Below are 17,150 nucleotides of genomic sequence, written 5' to 3'. Positions count from 1 at the left end.
AAATGCTATACAATGTTTTTACCATTTCTACTTATCAAAATTGATGTATTTTCTTGAAGAATAAATCCATTCATCATGTAGGTCCATAAGAACGGCTCCAATTAAGCGATTGGCTGATGTTTGATTGGGGAAGATGCGAATAATCTTTTCTCTTCTGCGTACTTCTTGATTCAGTCGTTCAATTAGATTGGTACTCTTTAGTCGATTGTGGGAATTTCCTTGTACGGTATATTGAAAGGCGTCTTCGAATCCATCATCCAATGATGCGCAAGCTTTTGAATATTTTGGTTGATCGATATAATCATGAATCAATCGATTTTTAGCCTCACGCGCTAAGTTAATATCTGTGAACTTAAAAATTCCTTTAACAGCTTCTCTGAAAGATTTTGAATTTTTTTTAGGAATGGTGGTAAAGATATTTCTTAGGAAGTGAACTTGGCATCTTTGCCAACTTACGTTGGTGAAGGATTTTCTAATGGCAGAGACTAATCCTTTGTGCGCATCAGAAATAACGAGTTCCGTACCTTGTAAACCGCGTTCTTTTAGGTATTCAAAAAATGTTGTCCAGGTCTCTTCGCTTTCGCCACTTTGAATCATGAAGCCGATAATTTCACGGTCGCCATCTTTGGTTATTCCAATCGCTATATGACAGCTTTTTGAGAGTACTCGATTTTCTTCTCGTACTTTTATATAGAGTACATCGGTCATTAAGTAAGGATAATTTTTTTCTGATAATAAACGATTCTGCCACTCGTTAACCATAGGTTCTAGCTGTTCTGTTAAGCTAGAAACGAAGGACTTAGAGACGGATTTACCACAAAGTTCTTCCACAATTTTTGATACTTTACGAGTTGAAACGCCTGATACATACATTTCCAACATTGAAGCCATGAGGGCTTTTTCGTTTCGTTGATAACGTTCAAACACTGTGGGTGAAAAATGGCCATCACGTGTTCTGGGTACTTTTAATTCTAGCGTGCCTACACGTGTCGTAAAGCTGCGCTCATAATAGCCATTTCGTTGACTTTGTCGGTTTTCTGTTCGTTCATATTCTTTTGCTTGAATATATTCTGTTCGTTGATTTTCCATTAGTTGATTAAATACCGTTGTTAAAATATTTTTAGAAACGTCATCCTTTACAGAATATTCAATAATGCTTTGAATCTCTTCGCTTTTCAGTGTAAAATGTACTTGGGTCATGTAAAAGTCCTCCTGGGTATGTTTTTGTCGTTAAAAACATTGTACCGTAAAAGGACTGTTATATGGCCTTTTTACTTTTACACAATTATACGGACTTTATCTGCTTTTTTATAATTTTATTGAAACTAATTTTAAAAGTAAAATAAAAATTTATATTTATTTATGAAAACGGCAACATGAAATAAAAGACTTCGCAAAAAATTTCAAGTATAATTGTTTTTAATACTAGGTATTAATTTTAAAAAAGAAGTGAGGTTATAACATGTCTAAAGTCATTCAAGACATACATACAGCATTTGAGCATTTAGAAAATGGCATGACAGTACTTGCCGGTGGTTTTGGGCTATGCGGGATACCAGAGCATGCCATTGAAGCGATTCGTACAAAAGGTACAAAAGGATTGACCGTAGTAAGTAATAACTGTGGTGTAGATGATTTTGGATTGGGCCGTTTACTTGAGAAAAAACAAATAGATAAAATGGTTAGCTCGTATGTGGGTGAAAATAAAATATTTGAGCAACAGCTGATCAATGGTGAGTTAGATGTAACACTAACACCTCAAGGTACGTTGGCTGAAAAACTACGTGCAGGCGGTGCAGGTATTCCAGCATTTTACACAAAAACAGGTGTGGGTACTTTGATCGCTGAAGGTAAAGAATCACGAGAATTTGACGGTGAAACGTACATTATGGAACGTGCCATTACAGGCGATTTTGGTATTGTGAAGGCTCAAAAGGCGGATACATTTGGTAATTTAGTATTTGAAAAAACAGCGCGTAATTTTAATCCTTTATGTGCTATGGCCGCCAAGACTACTGTCGTTGAAGTAGAAGAAATTGTTGAATTAGGTGAAATTGACCCAGATGATGTACATCTGTCAGGTGTATATGTGGATTATATCTATCTAGGCAAACATTTTGAAAAACGCATAGAAAAACGTACAGTGAAGGAGGTATAACATGGATAAACAAACACAACGTAAGAAGATTATTCAGCGTGCAGCACAAGAAATTCATAGTGATATGGTAATAAATTTAGGTATTGGTATGCCAACACTTGTAGCAAATGAGATGAATGATCATGTGGAAAATGTCTTTTTCCAATCTGAAAATGGTTTGCTTGGTATTGGCCCATATCCTACTGAAGATGAAGTGGATCCAGATTTGATTAATGCAGGTAAAGAAACGGTTACTGCTGCTAAAGGGGCTTCCTATTTCGATAATGCAGAATCATTTGCGATGATACGCGGCGGGCATATTGATTTAGCAATTCTTGGTGGTATGGAAGTTTCGGAAACAGGTGATTTAGCAAACTACATGATTCCTGGCAAGCTCGTAAAAGGTATGGGCGGTGCGATGGATTTGGTGGTTGGAGCTCAAAAAGTGGTCGTTATCATGGACCATATGAATAAACATGGTGAATCTAAGATAAAATCAAAATGTGAGTTGCCTTTAACAGGCGCAGGTGTTGTTAATACGTTAATCACAGATTTAGCTGTTTTTAAATTTGAAGATAAAGTTATGAAATTGGTTGAACTTCAAGAAGGTGCCACACTTGAGCAAGTACAAAAGTATACAGATGCTTATTTTGTAAATTGCTTGAATCGTTAGATGTTTTTCCACATATTGTACGATGTATTCATAGGTAGATCATTATCTATTTTTAAAAAGTTAGCTCTTAGCCAAACTTAAAATTCCGCGTAATTATGTTATTGTAACAATAGAGATTGAATTAATGACAAAGGTGCGGGGATTGATATGAAGAAAAATGCAGAACTGAAAAGTTTTGTTATCGCTATTATATTTGCAGCGGCTGCAGATGTGGTTCCTAACGGAATATTTCATAAAATCTTGTTGGTAATCGGTATTTTAGCATTTATTTATATGTTGATTACACATTTAAAGTTTACGATATATCATATTAAAATAGAGGATAATCAGCAACAAACATGGTTTAGTGTGAAAACGGATTATTGGTTGCTGTTTATTAAAAATATGTTGGCCATAACGCTATTATTAGCGATATATTGTGTGTCTGTGTATGTCGATAATCATATGGCTTGGATTATCATTCCTTTACTTGTCGTTGGATTTATAGGAATAATCTTATTTGAAAATAAATTTGAAAAGAAGAGCAACATTTTAGAGTCAGAAAATGTAAAAGAATAGAGGTGGCTTATGAAATTTATTGATGCACATGAACAAGCTGAATTATTAAACATGGAAGAAGTCGTTGAAGCGGTAGCCGAATCTTTACAGGCCTATTCTGAAGGGAAGACGGATACCCCTTTACGTTATGTACTTCCTTTTAATGAAGACAATCGTTATCTAGTTATGCCGGCTTTATCTGATGAATTGAAAGTTGTGGGGCTTAAAACAGTAACAATGGCCCCTAATAATACAAAGATAGGTAAAAATACCATTGTTGGTTCTGTCATATTATCAGATTATGAAACTGGTGAAACATTAGCTGTATTAGAAGGTTCTTACTTAACCAAAATTCGTACAGGCGCAATTTCTGGCGTAGCTACAAAATACCTTGCTCGTGAAAATGCAGAAACATTATGTGTCATAGGGACAGGCGATCAAGCACAAGGATTAATTGAAGCTGTACTAGCTGTTAGAGATATCAAGCGTATTCAACTATATAACAGAACATATCGTAAAGCTGTGACATTTGCAGAAACAGTACAACAGCAATATCAATACGTAGATGTGACAGTGATGGAAAATGTTGATGATGCTATAGCTAATGCTGATGTTATTGTCACTGCAACCAACGCCACGCAACCTGTTTTTAATAAATCATTAGAAGCTGGAGTGCATGTGAATGCTGTAGGTTCTTTTAAATCAGATATGCAAGAGTTGCCTTCACACGCTATAGCCAATGCAGATAAAGTAATTGTAGAAGCATCGGAAGCGGCATTAGAAGAAACAGGAGATTTAATTACCCCAATAAAAGAAGGTCTGTTTGGAGAAAAAGATTTATATGGCGAACTAGGTGAAATTGTCAGTTCTCATTTAGCTGGACGCGAAAGTGATGATGAAATTACCGTATTTAAATCTGTAGGTGTAGCCATTGTAGATATTATTGTGGCTAACTATTTTTATCAAAAAGCACAGAAAAATAATGACGTGCAGTAATTTATATATAAGGTTGATAAAGTAAAATTTTGATAGGCTATAGTAAAATTATTAAGCGTTTCGCTGTATTGCTTTATAGTATAATGTAGGTATTATTTTATACTTTAAAGGATACTTATGGCGGAACGCTTTTTATAATGATTTTTAAAATCAAAATTTTCAAACTATACTTAGACCAAAAATAAAACATATTATAAATAACTTTATTTAAATAAGGATCAAAAGATTTTTTGTAAAGTTCTTGGTAGCATTATTCAATTATTATTACAATTTCACCTCGATTTCTTTTGATTTGTTCGTCAAAATTGTTAAACTCATACTAATATATAGAAGACGTAAATTAACTAAATTTATAATTTTATTTGTAATACTATTTTATTTTTATAATAAAAATAAGGTGTTCAACGTATTATATTAATAAAATTGACGATAAGTATATTATGACTTGAGTATATAGGAGGATGAAAAATGAAACTACTAATTACAGGCGGTGCTGGATTTATTGGATCGCACTTAGCAGAACACTTTAACAAAGCTAATGAGGTGTTTATATTAGATAATTTAAGCACAGGACATCGTTCGAATGTCGAATTTATAGATGATGCGCATTTCATTGAAAATGATGTGCTTAATACATCATTTGTGACATCCTTAGTAGAGAAAGAACAATTTGATATCGTCATTCATTTAGCAGCCGTAGTTAGTGTTGTAGAAACAATAAATGACCCTATAAAGTCTCAGTCTGTCAATATAAATGGCACATTAAATCTCTTAGAAGCCAATCGTCAATATAATCATAATTTGAAGAAATTTATTTTTGCATCATCAGCGGCCGTTTATGGTAATACCGAAGGATTGCCAAAACAAGTCGAAACGTTCATTGATCCTGAATCACCTTACGCTGTGGAAAAATATGCTGGGGAACAATATACAAAAATTTACAATACACTATATCAACTGCCAACAACTGCTTTAAGATTCTTTAATATATATGGACCGAGACAAGATCCTCATTCACCATACTCTGGTGTATTATCTATTATAGATAATAAATTTAAAAATAACGAAACATTCACATTTTTTGGGGATGGAGAGCAAACGAGAGATTTTGTATACGTAAAAGATTTGGTGCGAGCAGTTTCAATAGTGTTAGATAATGAAGTAACGAATGGCAAAATTTACAACTTAGCTACTGGTAAACAAATATCATTATTAGAAATTTTCGATAAGTTCAAAATGGTTTATAATAAAACTATAAATTATCAGTTTGCTGAATCAAGAAGCGGGGACATTAAACATTCTTGTGCTGATATCAAAGGTTTGGAAGCGCTAGGATTTAATCCACAATATGATATTATGTCAGGTTTAACTGAATATATTAATTACTCGAATACAGATAAGATAAATTAAGAGGTGGAAGAATGATTGGTAAAACGAAAAAGTTTGTATTAAATCAAACAAAAAGAAAATTAAAATTCATTTCGGAACCATTGAAATTACAACTTAGAAGTAAATACACAAGAAATATTATGCATTATGCAAATCTATATAAAACGATTGAAGTAGATGACAAGCATATTTTGTATCAAGTTAGAGATGGACAAAGTATGACAGATAGTCCTTATGCAATATTTAAATATTTAATGAACAATCCTGATTATCAAAAATATATACATATTTGGGTCGTAGCATCTCAAAAAATGCAAAAAGCATTTTCTAAAAAATATAGTAAATATAAAAATGTAAAATTTATAGTTAAAGAAAGTGAAGACTATTTACATTATTTAACAAAGTGTAAATATCTCATCAATAATGCGACGTTTCCAACGTATTTTACGAAAAAGCCAAATCAAATATATGTTAATACTTGGCATGGTACACCTTTAAAAGCAATGGGGTTAGATATCAAACATAATTTATTAGAATCACAAAATACAATTCGTAACTTTTTAAGTTCTGACTATATTATTTCACCTAACCAACATACGACAGATATTTTTAAAAAAGCATTTAAATTAGACGGTTTAAATGATGAAGCAATTTTAGAAATTGGTTATCCTAGAATAGATGCAACGCTAAATGCACGGTCAAAAGAAGTTATGCAGAAATTAAAGCAACAAGGCATTAAATTAACAGATGCGCCGATTTTACTCTTTTCACCGACATGGCGTGGCCAAACGGTCAGTACACCAGAAGATAATATTGAAGAAATTGAAGCGCTGATTGAGTCATTAAATAAACAAACACATTATCAAGTGTTATTAAAAGTTCATCCGTTTATTTATAAAAAAGCAGTAGGTAATAAAAAATTAAAAAAATACTTAGTGGAAGATACATTTGATACGAATGAATTACTCAGTATTGTTGATTTGCTTGTAACTGATTACTCAAGTATCTTTTTTGATTATTTAGTTACAGATAAACCTATTATTTTTTATACACCCGATTATAAAGCCTATGAAGAAGACAGAGGATTTTATCTTCCTGTGGATAGTCTTCCAGGTCCAAGTGTGCACTCAATTGAAGCATTGGTAGCTACTGTCCAAGAATCACAGCGCATGCTAGCACAATATAAGGGGAACTATCAAAAATATAAACAAAAATTTGTGAATTACGATGATGGACAAGTAACGGAAAGAGTTGTCAATCAAGTGTTTCATCATGATGCACCCAAAAATGGCGTTCAAAACAACAGAAAAGAGCGTATTTTAATATATCCAGGTGGTATGAAACCTAATGGCATAACAACATCGATCCTGAATTTATTAGAAAATGTTGATTATGATAGATATGATATTACGGTTTATCTTGGATTCAATAGAAATAAAGATGTGATAGATAATCTATATAGCTTAAATGACAATGTGAGGGTTATTTTAAGAAAAGGACCATTGTTGGCAAACACTTCAGAATACTATCGTAACCTATTGGTACGCAATAGAGGCATCAAGTCGAAAATTGAAGAAAAAATTTATCCGGATGCTTTGTATCAACGCGAATTTAGAAAAGTGTTTGGTAACTCAGCGTTTGATGTCGTTATGGATTTCAGTGGCTATGCGATGTTTTGGTCTGAAATCTTGTTAGCGAGCAAAGCTAAAAGAAAATTAATCTACTTGCACAGTGATATGAAAATGGATATGGAGCGTAAAGTGAACGGTGTGAGACCGCATTACGCTAATCTAAAAGGTGTGATGTCCTTATATCCTTATTATGATAAGCTCGTAAGTGTGTCTGAAGTGACTAAGCAGGAAAATGTTAAAAAAATAGCGAATAGAAAAACAAAAGATAAATTTAAATCATCGATGAATACCATTAACTTAGATAGAATTTATAATTTGGTGGATGAAGATAATGATATCTTTATGAAAAATGGGGAACGTGTCATTGTAAGAGAACAGGATAAGCAAATTACAAGCGTACCGTTCCATCAATCCGATTATAAAGTGATGACAATGGGAAGATTATCTCCTGAAAAAGGATTTGATAATTTGATTCAAGCGTTTAGCGGCGTGGTGGAAGCAAATCCTAACGCGAAATTATACATTTTAGGTGATGGCCCACTCAAAAATCAACTAAATAAACTAATTACGTCATTAGATTTATCAGAGCATGTATTTTTAATGGGACAAAAAAGAAATCCATTTAATATTATGAGAGATTGTGATCTGTTTGTTTTACCGTCTTATTACGAAGGGCAATCAATGGTCTTATTAGAGGCGTTGACTGTTGGTATAGATATTCTGGCATCAGATATACCAGCCAATCAATATGTACTTGATTATGGCAAGTATGGAATGTTGAGTTTTAATGATGCTGAATCATTACAAACAAGCATACAACAGTTTATTAATAAGGAAACACCTGTTTATGCCAAATTTGATCCAGAATTATATAATAAAGAAGCGATTGAACAATTTTATCATTTATTAGATGACTAAAGTATCATATAACTGAGGGATGAGAAATAATGCTCAAGCCCAAAATAAAGGACGCATCCATATGAAATGGATGCGTCCTTTTTATATTTAAAAGCCTTCAATTTATAATGTGCTTGTTTATTTGAAATGCCATGTTTATATAGTAACTTTTACACTTTAACTATGATGTTTATAATTATTGATAACCATAGGCTGTAGTGTATTTCTTCCTACAACAATTCTTATATATGGAATAAAAGATAGTATTATCGCTAATCCAATACAAAATCCAAGTGTGAAAATAGAACTTAAGATTAAAAATAGTGGTGGGAATGTAACAAATGATGCTAGCGATCTAGAAATAAAATCTACAATGATTTGGTGTGCTAAGTATATGAAAAATGATATTTCGCTTATTAAAAACACAAATACTAAATTAAACCGAGTTAAAAATTTAGATAAATAGACGATAAATACAAAACTGATTGCAGAAAATAAGACTAAATCAAATCGATTAGACTCATTTAGATGTACGTCTAAATAAGAAAAATTAAATGCCATATAGGATAAAGCCAATAGCCAAATCAATAGAAGCCAAACTAAATGACGCTTTAAAAAATGAATAACAGTATCATAATATTTACCGAAGTAGAAACCAACAACAAAGTAAAATAGCCAATATAAAATAATGGTTCTACTGAACAAAGGATAAAAATCCCAGAATTCAAGATAAGCAGTACTGTAATACATTAAATAAGAATGTCCAAAACTAATGATAAAGGTAACAACAAGTACAAAAATAGGATTGACTTTACTCAATAATTTATAAAATAAGCGATGTAATATATAAAACTGAAAAATAACAAGTACAAACCATCCGAAAAATTTACCTTCCACTACGATATTTAAAAAGATTTCCCAAAATGATTTATCTGAATTATCACCAAGAAATAGTCTAAAAGTGATAAATAAACCAAATATAGCATAAGGAATTAAAATAAATTTCAAACGCTTAAGTAAAAAGTTTTGCGGAATTTTAGTTGAATATCGCATACCTAATAATGTTTCGGACAAAATAATAAAGCAAGGTGTTGCAAATAATAAAATAACTTGTAAAAAACTATAAAATGATTTTTCAAATTGTGAAATGTGATAATCGTTTACTAAACCGGTTAAACAATGGACGATGACTATTGCGATACAAAATATCGCTCTAGCATAGGTGAGTTCCATTTTCCTCTCCAAAATAAAAACTCCTCTCAAAATCCATTCCATAATATGATAATTAGTATTAAAAGTAAAGTTTATATGAATTTATTTTTATAATAATTATATATAAAGCCTAGCACTTTCTAATATGAAATTTGGGTAAGTTTAAGAAAAAAATGATATGCTTACATATATTTAAAATAGTCACTGAAAAATAGCTACTAGCAGTTAATTAAAAAACTAAAAAATTGAAAGGAACAACGTTATGAAATCAATCTTACTAATTGGTCAATCAAATATGGCAGGAAGAGGATTTTTAGATAGTGTAAATCCCATCATTGATGAACGTATTTTTATGCTTAGAAATGGTAGATGGCAAATGATGGAAGAACCGATACATAGCGATCGTTCTGTCGCTGGAATTGGACCAGCTGCATCGTTTGCAAAGCAATGGCTCGATGATCATCCAAATGAAACAATAGGGTTCATTCCATGTGCTGATGGAGGTACTTCTATTGAAGAATGGTCAGATGAAAGTATGCTGACGCGGCATGCTGTAAGTGAAGCGAGATTTGCTATGGAAACGTCTGAATTGATTGGTGTTTTATGGCATCAAGGTGAAAGTGATAGTCAAAATAATAAATTTCAAACATATGAAACAAAATTATCACACCTCATTGATTATTTTAGAGAAGCACTTGAATTGCCTAAACTTACTTTTGTCATTGGATTGTTAGGAACGTTTTTAGGAAAAGAAGGGTTTGGCGCTAGTGCTACAGAGTATCAAGAAATTAATAACAGTATCAAGAACGTCGCGCAGAAACAACATGATTGTTACTTTGTTACAGCAGAAGGCTTAACGGCAAATCCAGATGGTATTCATATAGATGGATTCTCACAACGCTTGTTTGGGATTAGGTATTATGATGCATTTTCAAAATCAAAGGACGTCGTCAATCCTTTAGATAATGAGAGCGAAAGAGAACAAGATTTATATAAAACTGAATTTACTAAAAATGAACAAATGTATATGCTTGTGGCTAGGTTATCTAAAAATGAAATCACGTATCAAGATTTTATCAATGAAATGTCACAAATGAATAAATAATAATCTGGAAAATTATCATTTTTAAAAATATTTATTTTTTTCGTTCAATCTATGTCTAAAAAGCCTTTCAAAACACACGAGATGTGTGTACATTTGAAAGGCTTGTTGTATTTTATCATCCCAATACGGTTATGTTAATCGTCCATGTGTGATTTTAGTAAGTGCGTCATTTGTAGCAAATATTTTAGCATTTACAGTTGGGACACCCATGGATTGTAGGCGCTCACTATGCATGTTTAAATAGTTTTTAGCATTTTTGTAACTATCAAATGCATAAATGCCACCCGCTTCTTTTTCATCAGCATTTTCTGTCCAAATTTTCCATAAAAAACCTGGTTCTCCATTTATAGATTTCGCTAAATCAGCGAATTGTCTGGACATCTCTTGTCCAAAAGGACCATCGATTGGAAAATCAACTTGTAAAATATAGATCATGATAAACCATCCTTTTTAAATTATTTATTATGTTTACTATACCAATTAAAAATACATTGCAGTATGGTTTTAGCTCAAGCACTTTTCTAATATAAACAATAAAATGTTTAACATAACATCAAAGCTACATCAATAAAGTATTTTCATATTTAATTTGTACTAATATTCATAAAAAGTGTAATTTTACTTGAAAATAAAATGGAGAGGTGTATGATGAAAGTGAACAATTACACTTTGCATATGTAAGACTACAAATAAGGAGTGATTTATTATGCGGAAAGTTGGAAAGTTAATTTCAGCAACTGTCGTTGTATCTACACTGGTTGTCGGTTCTTCAGCAGCATATATCTCAACGAGTAGTCCAACAGCGCAAGCAGCAGAGCAAGTCCAAAAGTGGGGACACGGTGAAGGTGGCGCAAGCGGTGCAAATAGTGAAAATGGTGTTCGTTCACAAGCACAAACAACACCTTGGTATAATTACGAAGGTTATACAACATATGATCCATCTTTTACTCAAGATTATAACTTCGTACGTGCTTTAAAATATGACAATGTTACGATTGATGGTTATAAAGTTGACACTAATGCCAAGAAAGAATTTGATCATTCTAAGAAAATTTATGATACAAGCGTAGAATTTAATAGTGACAATGAAGTGGTGCAACTTACTTTCTTCACAAAACCTGATTCAGTATCTAAGTCAACATTTAAGAAGGCTCATACTTCAAATGAAATCATAGGAGAAGGTAAATTAGGCAATAAAGATGGCACTTATGTGAAATATGAAACAAATAATGGCTTTTATACTGCTTTCTTTGATCAAAATGATAATTTGGTGGAAATAACAATTGGTCAGTAGTTTAAATAGTATTAATAAAGTTAAGATTCAACTCAGAGATGATTTGAAATCGCACGTTTTTGAGATTATAGCAACAGTTACTTTAATTGAAATTGTATGCTTTGGCTGGGGCAAATTAAATGTCTCAGCCTATTCTGTTGTATAGTCAATAAAATAAAGTATTTATTAAGAGTGAATGTAGCAGATTTTGTTGATGAAAAGCTTAATTGCAGTATTTTTAAATTTTAAAGTTACTGAAGTATATATTTAGTCCCAATTATTTCTACTCGTTAATGGTTAGGCGTAATAAAGATAATTGTGTTTTGTTATATTTATGATTATAGTTAAACGTAAGTATAGCGTATTGCTTTCAAATGTGAATAGGGGGATTGAAAACTTGAAAAAATTCTATTTAAGTGTTTTGTTTGGGCTTTTTTTACTCACAGTGACAGGAAAGGTCGCTGATGCAAAAAGTTTTGATCAAATAGAACAAGATAATGATACAATTGTAGGGGTTTATGGTGTCAATACAGCTAATGGCAAAGTGGTACAGCACAAATCAGGTGAACGGTTTGCATTTGCATCTACATATAAAGCAATTTCAAGTGGTATATTATTACAAAACAGGCCAACGTCAGAACTAAATAAAAAAATAGCGATATCCAAAGATGACATTGTCGCTTATTCACCCGTCACTGAAAAATATATCGGCAAGCAAATGACGTTAAAAGCATTAATAAAAGCTTCTATGTTGCAGAGTGATAATACAGCTAATAATAAAGTCATCGAAGAAATAGGTGGAATTAAAGAATTTCAACAAGCACTCATACATCGTGGAGACCATATATCTAATCCACAAAGACCCGAACCAGATTTAAATTTATATGATCCACAAAGTACAGATGATACAACCACACCTAAAAGAGCTGCAACAACGTTCAATCATCTTCTACATAGTGAAAATATGAGCAAAGCCAACCTTGAATTACTAAAGCATACAATGATTCATAATGAAACTGGAGATACGTTAATAAAAGCAGCTGTATCTAAGGATGATGTTGTAGGAGATAAAAGTGGTCAAGGTTTAACCTATGGTAGTCGAAACGATTTAGCTTTTATATATCCAAAAAAGCAAAATAAGCCAATTATTCTTGCTATTTACACGAAAAAATCAGATAAAGATGCGAAACCTGATGATAAAGTTATTCAAACAGCGGCAGAAACAGCTATTAAGTCATTAAAATAAATTCAAGTAAGCGAAACTTAGATTGGTGCAGAGGGGTTAAACATGGAAATAAAGCAAATGAAATATTTTGTAGAAGTTGTGAAAAATGGGGGGATGACACAAGCATCCGAGCATTTATATATTGCGCAATCTACAATAAGTAAAAATATTAAAAGTATTGAAGACGAATTTAATATCACTTTATTTGATAGAAGAAAAAAGCATATTATTTTAACGGATATCGGCCAGATTTTTTATGATAAATGCGTGGAAGCTTTAGCGGTGCTAGATGATTTATCATTAGAAATGGGAGATGTAACAAATTTAGAAAAAGGCCATATTAGAGTTGGTATATCAGCAATTATGAACGTGAGACTTTTTACAGAAAGTTTAAATCATTTTCATAGTAAATATCCAAAAGTGACATACGAAGTTATTGAAGGTGGAGGCAAAGCTGTAGAGTCTTATTTAAATAATGATGAAATTGATGTAGGCATTACTACGTTACCTGTAGATAATGATATCTACCATGCTATCCCACTATATAATGAAAAGTTATTGCTAGTCGTAAACAAAGATGCGATGCTTGCGAAACAAGGACCAGTCTATCTAGGTGATTTGAAAAATGAACGTTTTATTATGTTTCATGATGATTACTATTTAAAAGATCAAATTATTGAAAGTTGTAGAAAAGTTGGTTTTCATCCAAAAACGGTTGCTAAAATGTCTCAAATTACTTTTATTGAAAATATGATTCGAGATGGCATCGGTGTGAGTATATTACCAGAAAGTATCGTAAATATTTTAAATGAAGACCTTGTGGGTATAGAAATTTCAGGTGCAGATGTGTCATGGAATTTGGGAGTTATTTGGAAAAAAGATAGCTATATGAATTATGTAACTCACGAATGGATTAAATTTTTAAAAGATACTAGATAATGATGCTTAACAAAGCGACTATAGTTTATGAAACATGTATTCCATAACAGAATGTTATATATTCCAACTATGTATTTTAATCATATTTCAGTGCGTAATATAATAGACATATAGAGGTAGTAAGTACTGATGCTTAATAGAAGAATAAAAGTTAAAACATTTATGATAATCCCTAGCGCCAAAATATTAACTATATAAGCGTTTCATAATTTAAAGCTCATAACAAATTTATATAGAATTTAACTAATATAATAACTCTCCCCATTCATTCACTAAAATAAGGACACCCTATTCTTATTCATTATTATATTATTGAGCAATGATATTTAAAAACTAAGCTTATCTTCTAAATCAGTACAGTTTAATAAACGACCCTCTTGTCAAACATCAAACAAACATATAAACATGCCCAAACCTTAGCAATAGGTTTGGGCATGTTTATTTTAAATGTTTTTTTGTATTTTAGGGTGAAGATGATAGGCCGACTCAGTTGCTTCATCTTTAATAACTTTATCTAAAGTTGCTACAATCGTTTGAGCAATTTCAGCGGTTGGAACGCCAATCGCGTTGACTGGGTAATCTAATTTTTTAATTTGAGGGATATTGTCATATGAATACAAGATGGGGTGATCTTGTGGTCCTAGTGCATTTATTGTACCGACTGTTATATCATAGCTGCCACAAATCATGCCTGGTGCAAGTGCGTGTGTTTGTAAAAATTGTTTAACGGCAGATTCCGTTTCAATTGCATTCAAACTTGTAGAATCAATGATACGATAATTTATCTTGTGTTTGTCACAATATTGAGCAATCGCTTCTTTTTTTGCGATTTGACGTGTATCATTTGTATGTACATCACCAATATAATCAATGTGATCAATGTCCTGATCAATCAATGCTTCAATTGCCATGATCATCGCTTCTGAATGGTTTACGTTTATAATCGGATAAGGGATGTCACGATCGACACCATAGGCAACGACTGGGACATTGTTATAAATTTCTGGAGATAAGTTTGTTGCGTCACCTTCATCAAAAATAACGATACCATCACAACCGAATTCAACAAATTTTTTCGAAGCGGCAGCGACATCGTCTATCGACACAAACATGACATAACCTAAATCTTTGATAGCGTGATTGATTTCTGAAATAAGGTGTGTAACCGCTACACGATCTACAGAAGGCCAGATTAATCCAATTGTGCCACTTTTCTTTGAAACAAGTGCTCTAGCAGAATGATTAGGTATATAATTCATTTCTAAAGCTTTTTGTTGAATTAAATTTTTGGTTTTTGGTTTTACGAGATGAGAATTTTTAAGTGCTTTACTAACTGTGGAATAGCTGACACCACAGGCTTCAGCAACATCTTTTAAAGTTACAGCCATAAAATTTCTCCTTGAAATTGATTGATTTAAATGCAAATTAATTATACCATAGAGATAAGCATTACAATATTTTTTTGTACAAAAATAACAACGTTGTTATTTTGAAGGGTATTGTAATTGATATCATTTTTGAGGGGTTGAAGACATGGATTCAATGAATACAATGAAAGAGATTCAACAAGGCAAACACATTGCTGTCATGCGAACTGAAGATGCAAAATCTTTTTTAGATATTGCACATACCATTATTGATAAAGGCCTACACACAATTGAGGTTACTTTAACAACGCCGAACGCTATAGAAATTATAGCTGAATTATCAAAAAGAGACGACGCATTGATTGGTGCAGGAACAGTGTTAGACAGTATTTCTGCACGTACTGCCATTTTAAATGGTGCGAAATTTATCGTTAGCCCATCTTTTGATAAAGAAACAGCGAAAATCGCTAACTTATATGATGTGCCATATATTCCGGGCTGTATGACTGTTAAAGAAATGGTTGAATCATTACGTTATGGTTGCAAAGTCCTTAAATTATTCCCAGCGACGCAATTCACACCTAAGTCAATTAAAGATTTCAAAGGGCCATTACCACAAATTGAAATTGTGCCTACAGGTGGCGTTGGTAAAGAAAACCATAAAGCATGGTTAGATGCTGGAAGTTTTGCAGTTGGCATTGGAAGCGAAATAACAAAAATTTATCAACAAGAAGGAAAAGATGCTTTAGAAAGATATATTTCAGAAATAAAAAGTGAGGTATAACAATGACGGTCTATGGTTTTGGTGAAGTATTATTACGTTACACGCCACCAAATTATGAACAGTTGAAAGATGCCAATACGTTTAAAGTAAATGTTGGTGGTGCAGAATTGAACGCACTTGTGACACTAGCACAATTTGGACATACGACTGAAATGTTAACGGTATTACCCAATCACGCGCTAGGACATTTAGCATTACAAAAAATGTTTCAAACACGTGTAGGTACTGCTTCAGTGAAATATAATAATGGCCGAATTGGTACATATTATATGGAAGAGAGTTTCGGCTTTCGTAGTGGCAAAGTGATTTATGATCGCGAACATTCAACATTTGCGAATCATGGTGAAGATGTAATGGAAGAAATCAATGCTCAAAGTGGAGATTTCTTTGTATTTACAGGTATTACGTTAGCTGTAAATAAAATGATTCGTCATCAAATTGTCGATGTATTAAAGCAACTAAAGCAACAAGGCGTTAACATAGTGTTCGATATTAATTTTAGAAGTAACTTATGGTCAAAAGAAACAGCAGTACCAATAATAAAGTCAATTTTACCATTTGTCGATGTTCTATTTTTTGGAAAAAAAGATGCTACACATTTGCTTGAAACTAATGATTTAGATGATGATATACAGACATGTGCAAAAACAATTCAATCCGAATACGACATTGATTTGATGGCTTCAAGTAATAGAAATATAGAACAAAGTACATTACAAGGTATTATGCTGACAAAAGAAAAATATATTGAAGGCCAAGCATATACTTACACTGTTTTAAACAGAATCGGTGCTGGTGATGCATTTATGGCAGGTGTATTACATGGATTGAATAAAGCATGGCAACCAGAAGATACAGTAGATTTTGCAACGAAATGTTCTGTTCTACAACATACGACAAATGAAGATGCACTAAGTGTACAAGAAAGTGATGTATTTAATTTATCAACGCATTTTGGAGAACTGAAACGATAAAAATTGCAATA

Annotated in this window: 16 protein-coding genes; 12 read left to right on the top strand and 4 right to left on the bottom strand. The window is 32.3% G+C overall.

Going from position 1 to position 17,150, the window contains the following annotated elements:
• Positions 1-27 precede the first annotated feature (27 nt).
• Positions 28-1,200: an IS256-like element IS256 family transposase gene (locus JG554_RS11575; protein ID WP_000195429.1), complete on the bottom strand. Its 1,173-nt coding sequence runs from the start codon at positions 1,198-1,200 to the stop codon at positions 28-30.
• Positions 1,201-1,462: 262 nt separating this feature from the next.
• On the opposite strand from JG554_RS11575, the gene JG554_RS11570 reads away from it, so the two are divergent.
• The 6 genes from JG554_RS11570 to JG554_RS11545 all read left to right on the top strand — a co-directional run bounded on the left by JG554_RS11570 (position 1,463) and on the right by JG554_RS11545 (position 8,281).
• Positions 1,463-2,158 carry a CoA transferase subunit A gene (locus tag JG554_RS11570; RefSeq protein ID WP_064209884.1) on the top strand — a complete coding sequence of 232 codons (696 nt, stop codon included), beginning with the start codon at positions 1,463-1,465 and terminating at the stop codon, positions 2,156-2,158.
• Between the two features lies 1 nt (position 2,159).
• On the top strand, positions 2,160-2,810 hold the full coding sequence (locus JG554_RS11565) for a 3-oxoacid CoA-transferase subunit B (protein ID WP_107360027.1): 651 nt from the start codon (positions 2,160-2,162) through the stop codon (positions 2,808-2,810).
• Positions 2,811-2,957: 147 nt separating this feature from the next.
• Positions 2,958-3,368 (top strand): hypothetical protein, encoded by a 411-nt coding sequence (locus JG554_RS11560; RefSeq protein ID WP_040029899.1) that lies wholly within the window; start codon positions 2,958-2,960, stop codon positions 3,366-3,368.
• Between the two features lie 9 nt (positions 3,369-3,377).
• Positions 3,378-4,343: an ornithine cyclodeaminase family protein gene (locus JG554_RS11555; protein ID WP_107360026.1), complete on the top strand. Its 966-nt coding sequence runs from the start codon at positions 3,378-3,380 to the stop codon at positions 4,341-4,343.
• A 468-nt stretch (positions 4,344-4,811) separates the two neighbouring features.
• The gene (locus JG554_RS11550) at positions 4,812-5,753 is read left to right on the top strand and encodes an NAD-dependent epimerase/dehydratase family protein (protein WP_107360025.1); all 942 of its coding nucleotides are present in this window, start codon (positions 4,812-4,814) and stop codon (positions 5,751-5,753) included.
• An 11-nt stretch (positions 5,754-5,764) separates the two neighbouring features.
• On the top strand, positions 5,765-8,281 hold the full coding sequence (locus JG554_RS11545) for a glycosyltransferase (protein ID WP_107360024.1): 2,517 nt from the start codon (positions 5,765-5,767) through the stop codon (positions 8,279-8,281).
• A gap of 156 nt (positions 8,282-8,437) precedes the next feature.
• Here the strand turns inward: JG554_RS11545 and JG554_RS11540 are convergent, their stop codons facing one another.
• The gene (locus JG554_RS11540; RefSeq protein WP_107360023.1) at positions 8,438-9,505 is read right to left on the bottom strand and encodes an acyltransferase family protein; all 1,068 of its coding nucleotides are present in this window, start codon (positions 9,503-9,505) and stop codon (positions 8,438-8,440) included.
• 229 nt (positions 9,506-9,734) lie between these two features.
• On the opposite strand from JG554_RS11540, the gene JG554_RS11535 reads away from it, so the two are divergent.
• Positions 9,735-10,577 (top strand): sialate O-acetylesterase, encoded by an 843-nt coding sequence (locus tag JG554_RS11535; protein WP_040029904.1) that lies wholly within the window; start codon positions 9,735-9,737, stop codon positions 10,575-10,577.
• A 129-nt stretch (positions 10,578-10,706) separates the two neighbouring features.
• Here JG554_RS11535 and JG554_RS11530 read toward each other — a convergent pair whose 3' ends face one another.
• The gene (locus JG554_RS11530) at positions 10,707-11,012 is read right to left on the bottom strand and encodes a monooxygenase (protein ID WP_040029905.1); all 306 of its coding nucleotides are present in this window, start codon (positions 11,010-11,012) and stop codon (positions 10,707-10,709) included.
• A gap of 271 nt (positions 11,013-11,283) precedes the next feature.
• Here JG554_RS11530 and isaB point away from each other — a divergent pair, with 271 nt between their 5' ends.
• From isaB to cidR, 3 genes are all read left to right on the top strand, one after another.
• A complete protein-coding gene (isaB, locus tag JG554_RS11525) occupies positions 11,284-11,871 on the top strand; it encodes an immunodominant staphylococcal antigen IsaB family protein (protein WP_107360022.1) in 588 nt (195 codons plus the stop codon).
• Positions 11,872-12,247: 376 nt separating this feature from the next.
• Positions 12,248-13,096, top strand: coding sequence for a class A beta-lactamase (gene bla / locus JG554_RS11520; RefSeq protein ID WP_107360021.1), 849 nt, complete (start codon positions 12,248-12,250; stop codon positions 13,094-13,096).
• Positions 13,097-13,138: 42 nt separating this feature from the next.
• Positions 13,139-14,014, top strand: a complete 876-nt coding sequence (gene cidR, locus JG554_RS11515) for a cidABC operon transcriptional activator CidR (RefSeq protein WP_040029908.1) — start codon at positions 13,139-13,141, stop codon at positions 14,012-14,014.
• A gap of 443 nt (positions 14,015-14,457) precedes the next feature.
• Here cidR and JG554_RS11510 read toward each other — a convergent pair whose 3' ends face one another.
• Complete coding sequence (locus JG554_RS11510; protein ID WP_203265308.1) at positions 14,458-15,402, bottom strand: LacI family DNA-binding transcriptional regulator; 945 nt, start codon at positions 15,400-15,402, stop codon at positions 14,458-14,460.
• 145 nt (positions 15,403-15,547) lie between these two features.
• On the opposite strand from JG554_RS11510, the gene eda reads away from it, so the two are divergent.
• Together eda and JG554_RS11500 are read left to right on the top strand one after the other, a co-directional pair.
• The gene (eda, locus tag JG554_RS11505; RefSeq protein WP_046207228.1) at positions 15,548-16,165 is read left to right on the top strand and encodes a bifunctional 4-hydroxy-2-oxoglutarate aldolase/2-dehydro-3-deoxy-phosphogluconate aldolase; all 618 of its coding nucleotides are present in this window, start codon (positions 15,548-15,550) and stop codon (positions 16,163-16,165) included.
• A gap of 2 nt (positions 16,166-16,167) precedes the next feature.
• A complete protein-coding gene (locus JG554_RS11500) occupies positions 16,168-17,139 on the top strand; it encodes a sugar kinase (protein WP_064209877.1) in 972 nt (323 codons plus the stop codon).
• Positions 17,140-17,150 lie beyond the last annotated feature (11 nt).

Origin of the sequence: Staphylococcus sp. 11-B-312, assembly GCF_016743055.1 — a bacterium.
Taxonomy (GTDB): domain Bacteria; phylum Bacillota; class Bacilli; order Staphylococcales; family Staphylococcaceae; genus Staphylococcus; species Staphylococcus ureilyticus.
This window is presented reverse-complemented; position numbering and strand designations above follow the sequence as displayed.

What these genes read in the sequence shown, in the direction of transcription:
- JG554_RS11575 (WP_000195429.1), bottom strand. Translation starts at nt 1,200, where the DNA reads ATGACCCAAGTACATTTTACACTGAAAAGCGAAGAGATTCAAAGCATT.
- JG554_RS11570 (WP_064209884.1), top strand. Translation starts at nt 1,463, where the DNA reads ATGTCTAAAGTCATTCAAGACATACATACAGCATTTGAGCATTTAGAA.
- JG554_RS11565 (WP_107360027.1), top strand. Translation starts at nt 2,160, where the DNA reads ATGGATAAACAAACACAACGTAAGAAGATTATTCAGCGTGCAGCACAA.
- JG554_RS11560 (WP_040029899.1), top strand. Translation starts at nt 2,958, where the DNA reads ATGAAGAAAAATGCAGAACTGAAAAGTTTTGTTATCGCTATTATATTT.
- JG554_RS11555 (WP_107360026.1), top strand. Translation starts at nt 3,378, where the DNA reads ATGAAATTTATTGATGCACATGAACAAGCTGAATTATTAAACATGGAA.
- JG554_RS11550 (WP_107360025.1), top strand. Translation starts at nt 4,812, where the DNA reads ATGAAACTACTAATTACAGGCGGTGCTGGATTTATTGGATCGCACTTA.
- JG554_RS11545 (WP_107360024.1), top strand. Translation starts at nt 5,765, where the DNA reads ATGATTGGTAAAACGAAAAAGTTTGTATTAAATCAAACAAAAAGAAAA.
- JG554_RS11535 (WP_040029904.1), top strand. Translation starts at nt 9,735, where the DNA reads ATGAAATCAATCTTACTAATTGGTCAATCAAATATGGCAGGAAGAGGA.
- JG554_RS11530 (WP_040029905.1), bottom strand. Translation starts at nt 11,012, where the DNA reads ATGATCTATATTTTACAAGTTGATTTTCCAATCGATGGTCCTTTTGGA.
- isaB (WP_107360022.1), top strand. Translation starts at nt 11,284, where the DNA reads ATGCGGAAAGTTGGAAAGTTAATTTCAGCAACTGTCGTTGTATCTACA.
- cidR (WP_040029908.1), top strand. Translation starts at nt 13,139, where the DNA reads ATGGAAATAAAGCAAATGAAATATTTTGTAGAAGTTGTGAAAAATGGG.
- JG554_RS11510 (WP_203265308.1), bottom strand. Translation starts at nt 15,402, where the DNA reads ATGGCTGTAACTTTAAAAGATGTTGCTGAAGCCTGTGGTGTCAGCTAT.
- eda (WP_046207228.1), top strand. Translation starts at nt 15,548, where the DNA reads ATGGATTCAATGAATACAATGAAAGAGATTCAACAAGGCAAACACATT.
- JG554_RS11500 (WP_064209877.1), top strand. Translation starts at nt 16,168, where the DNA reads ATGACGGTCTATGGTTTTGGTGAAGTATTATTACGTTACACGCCACCA.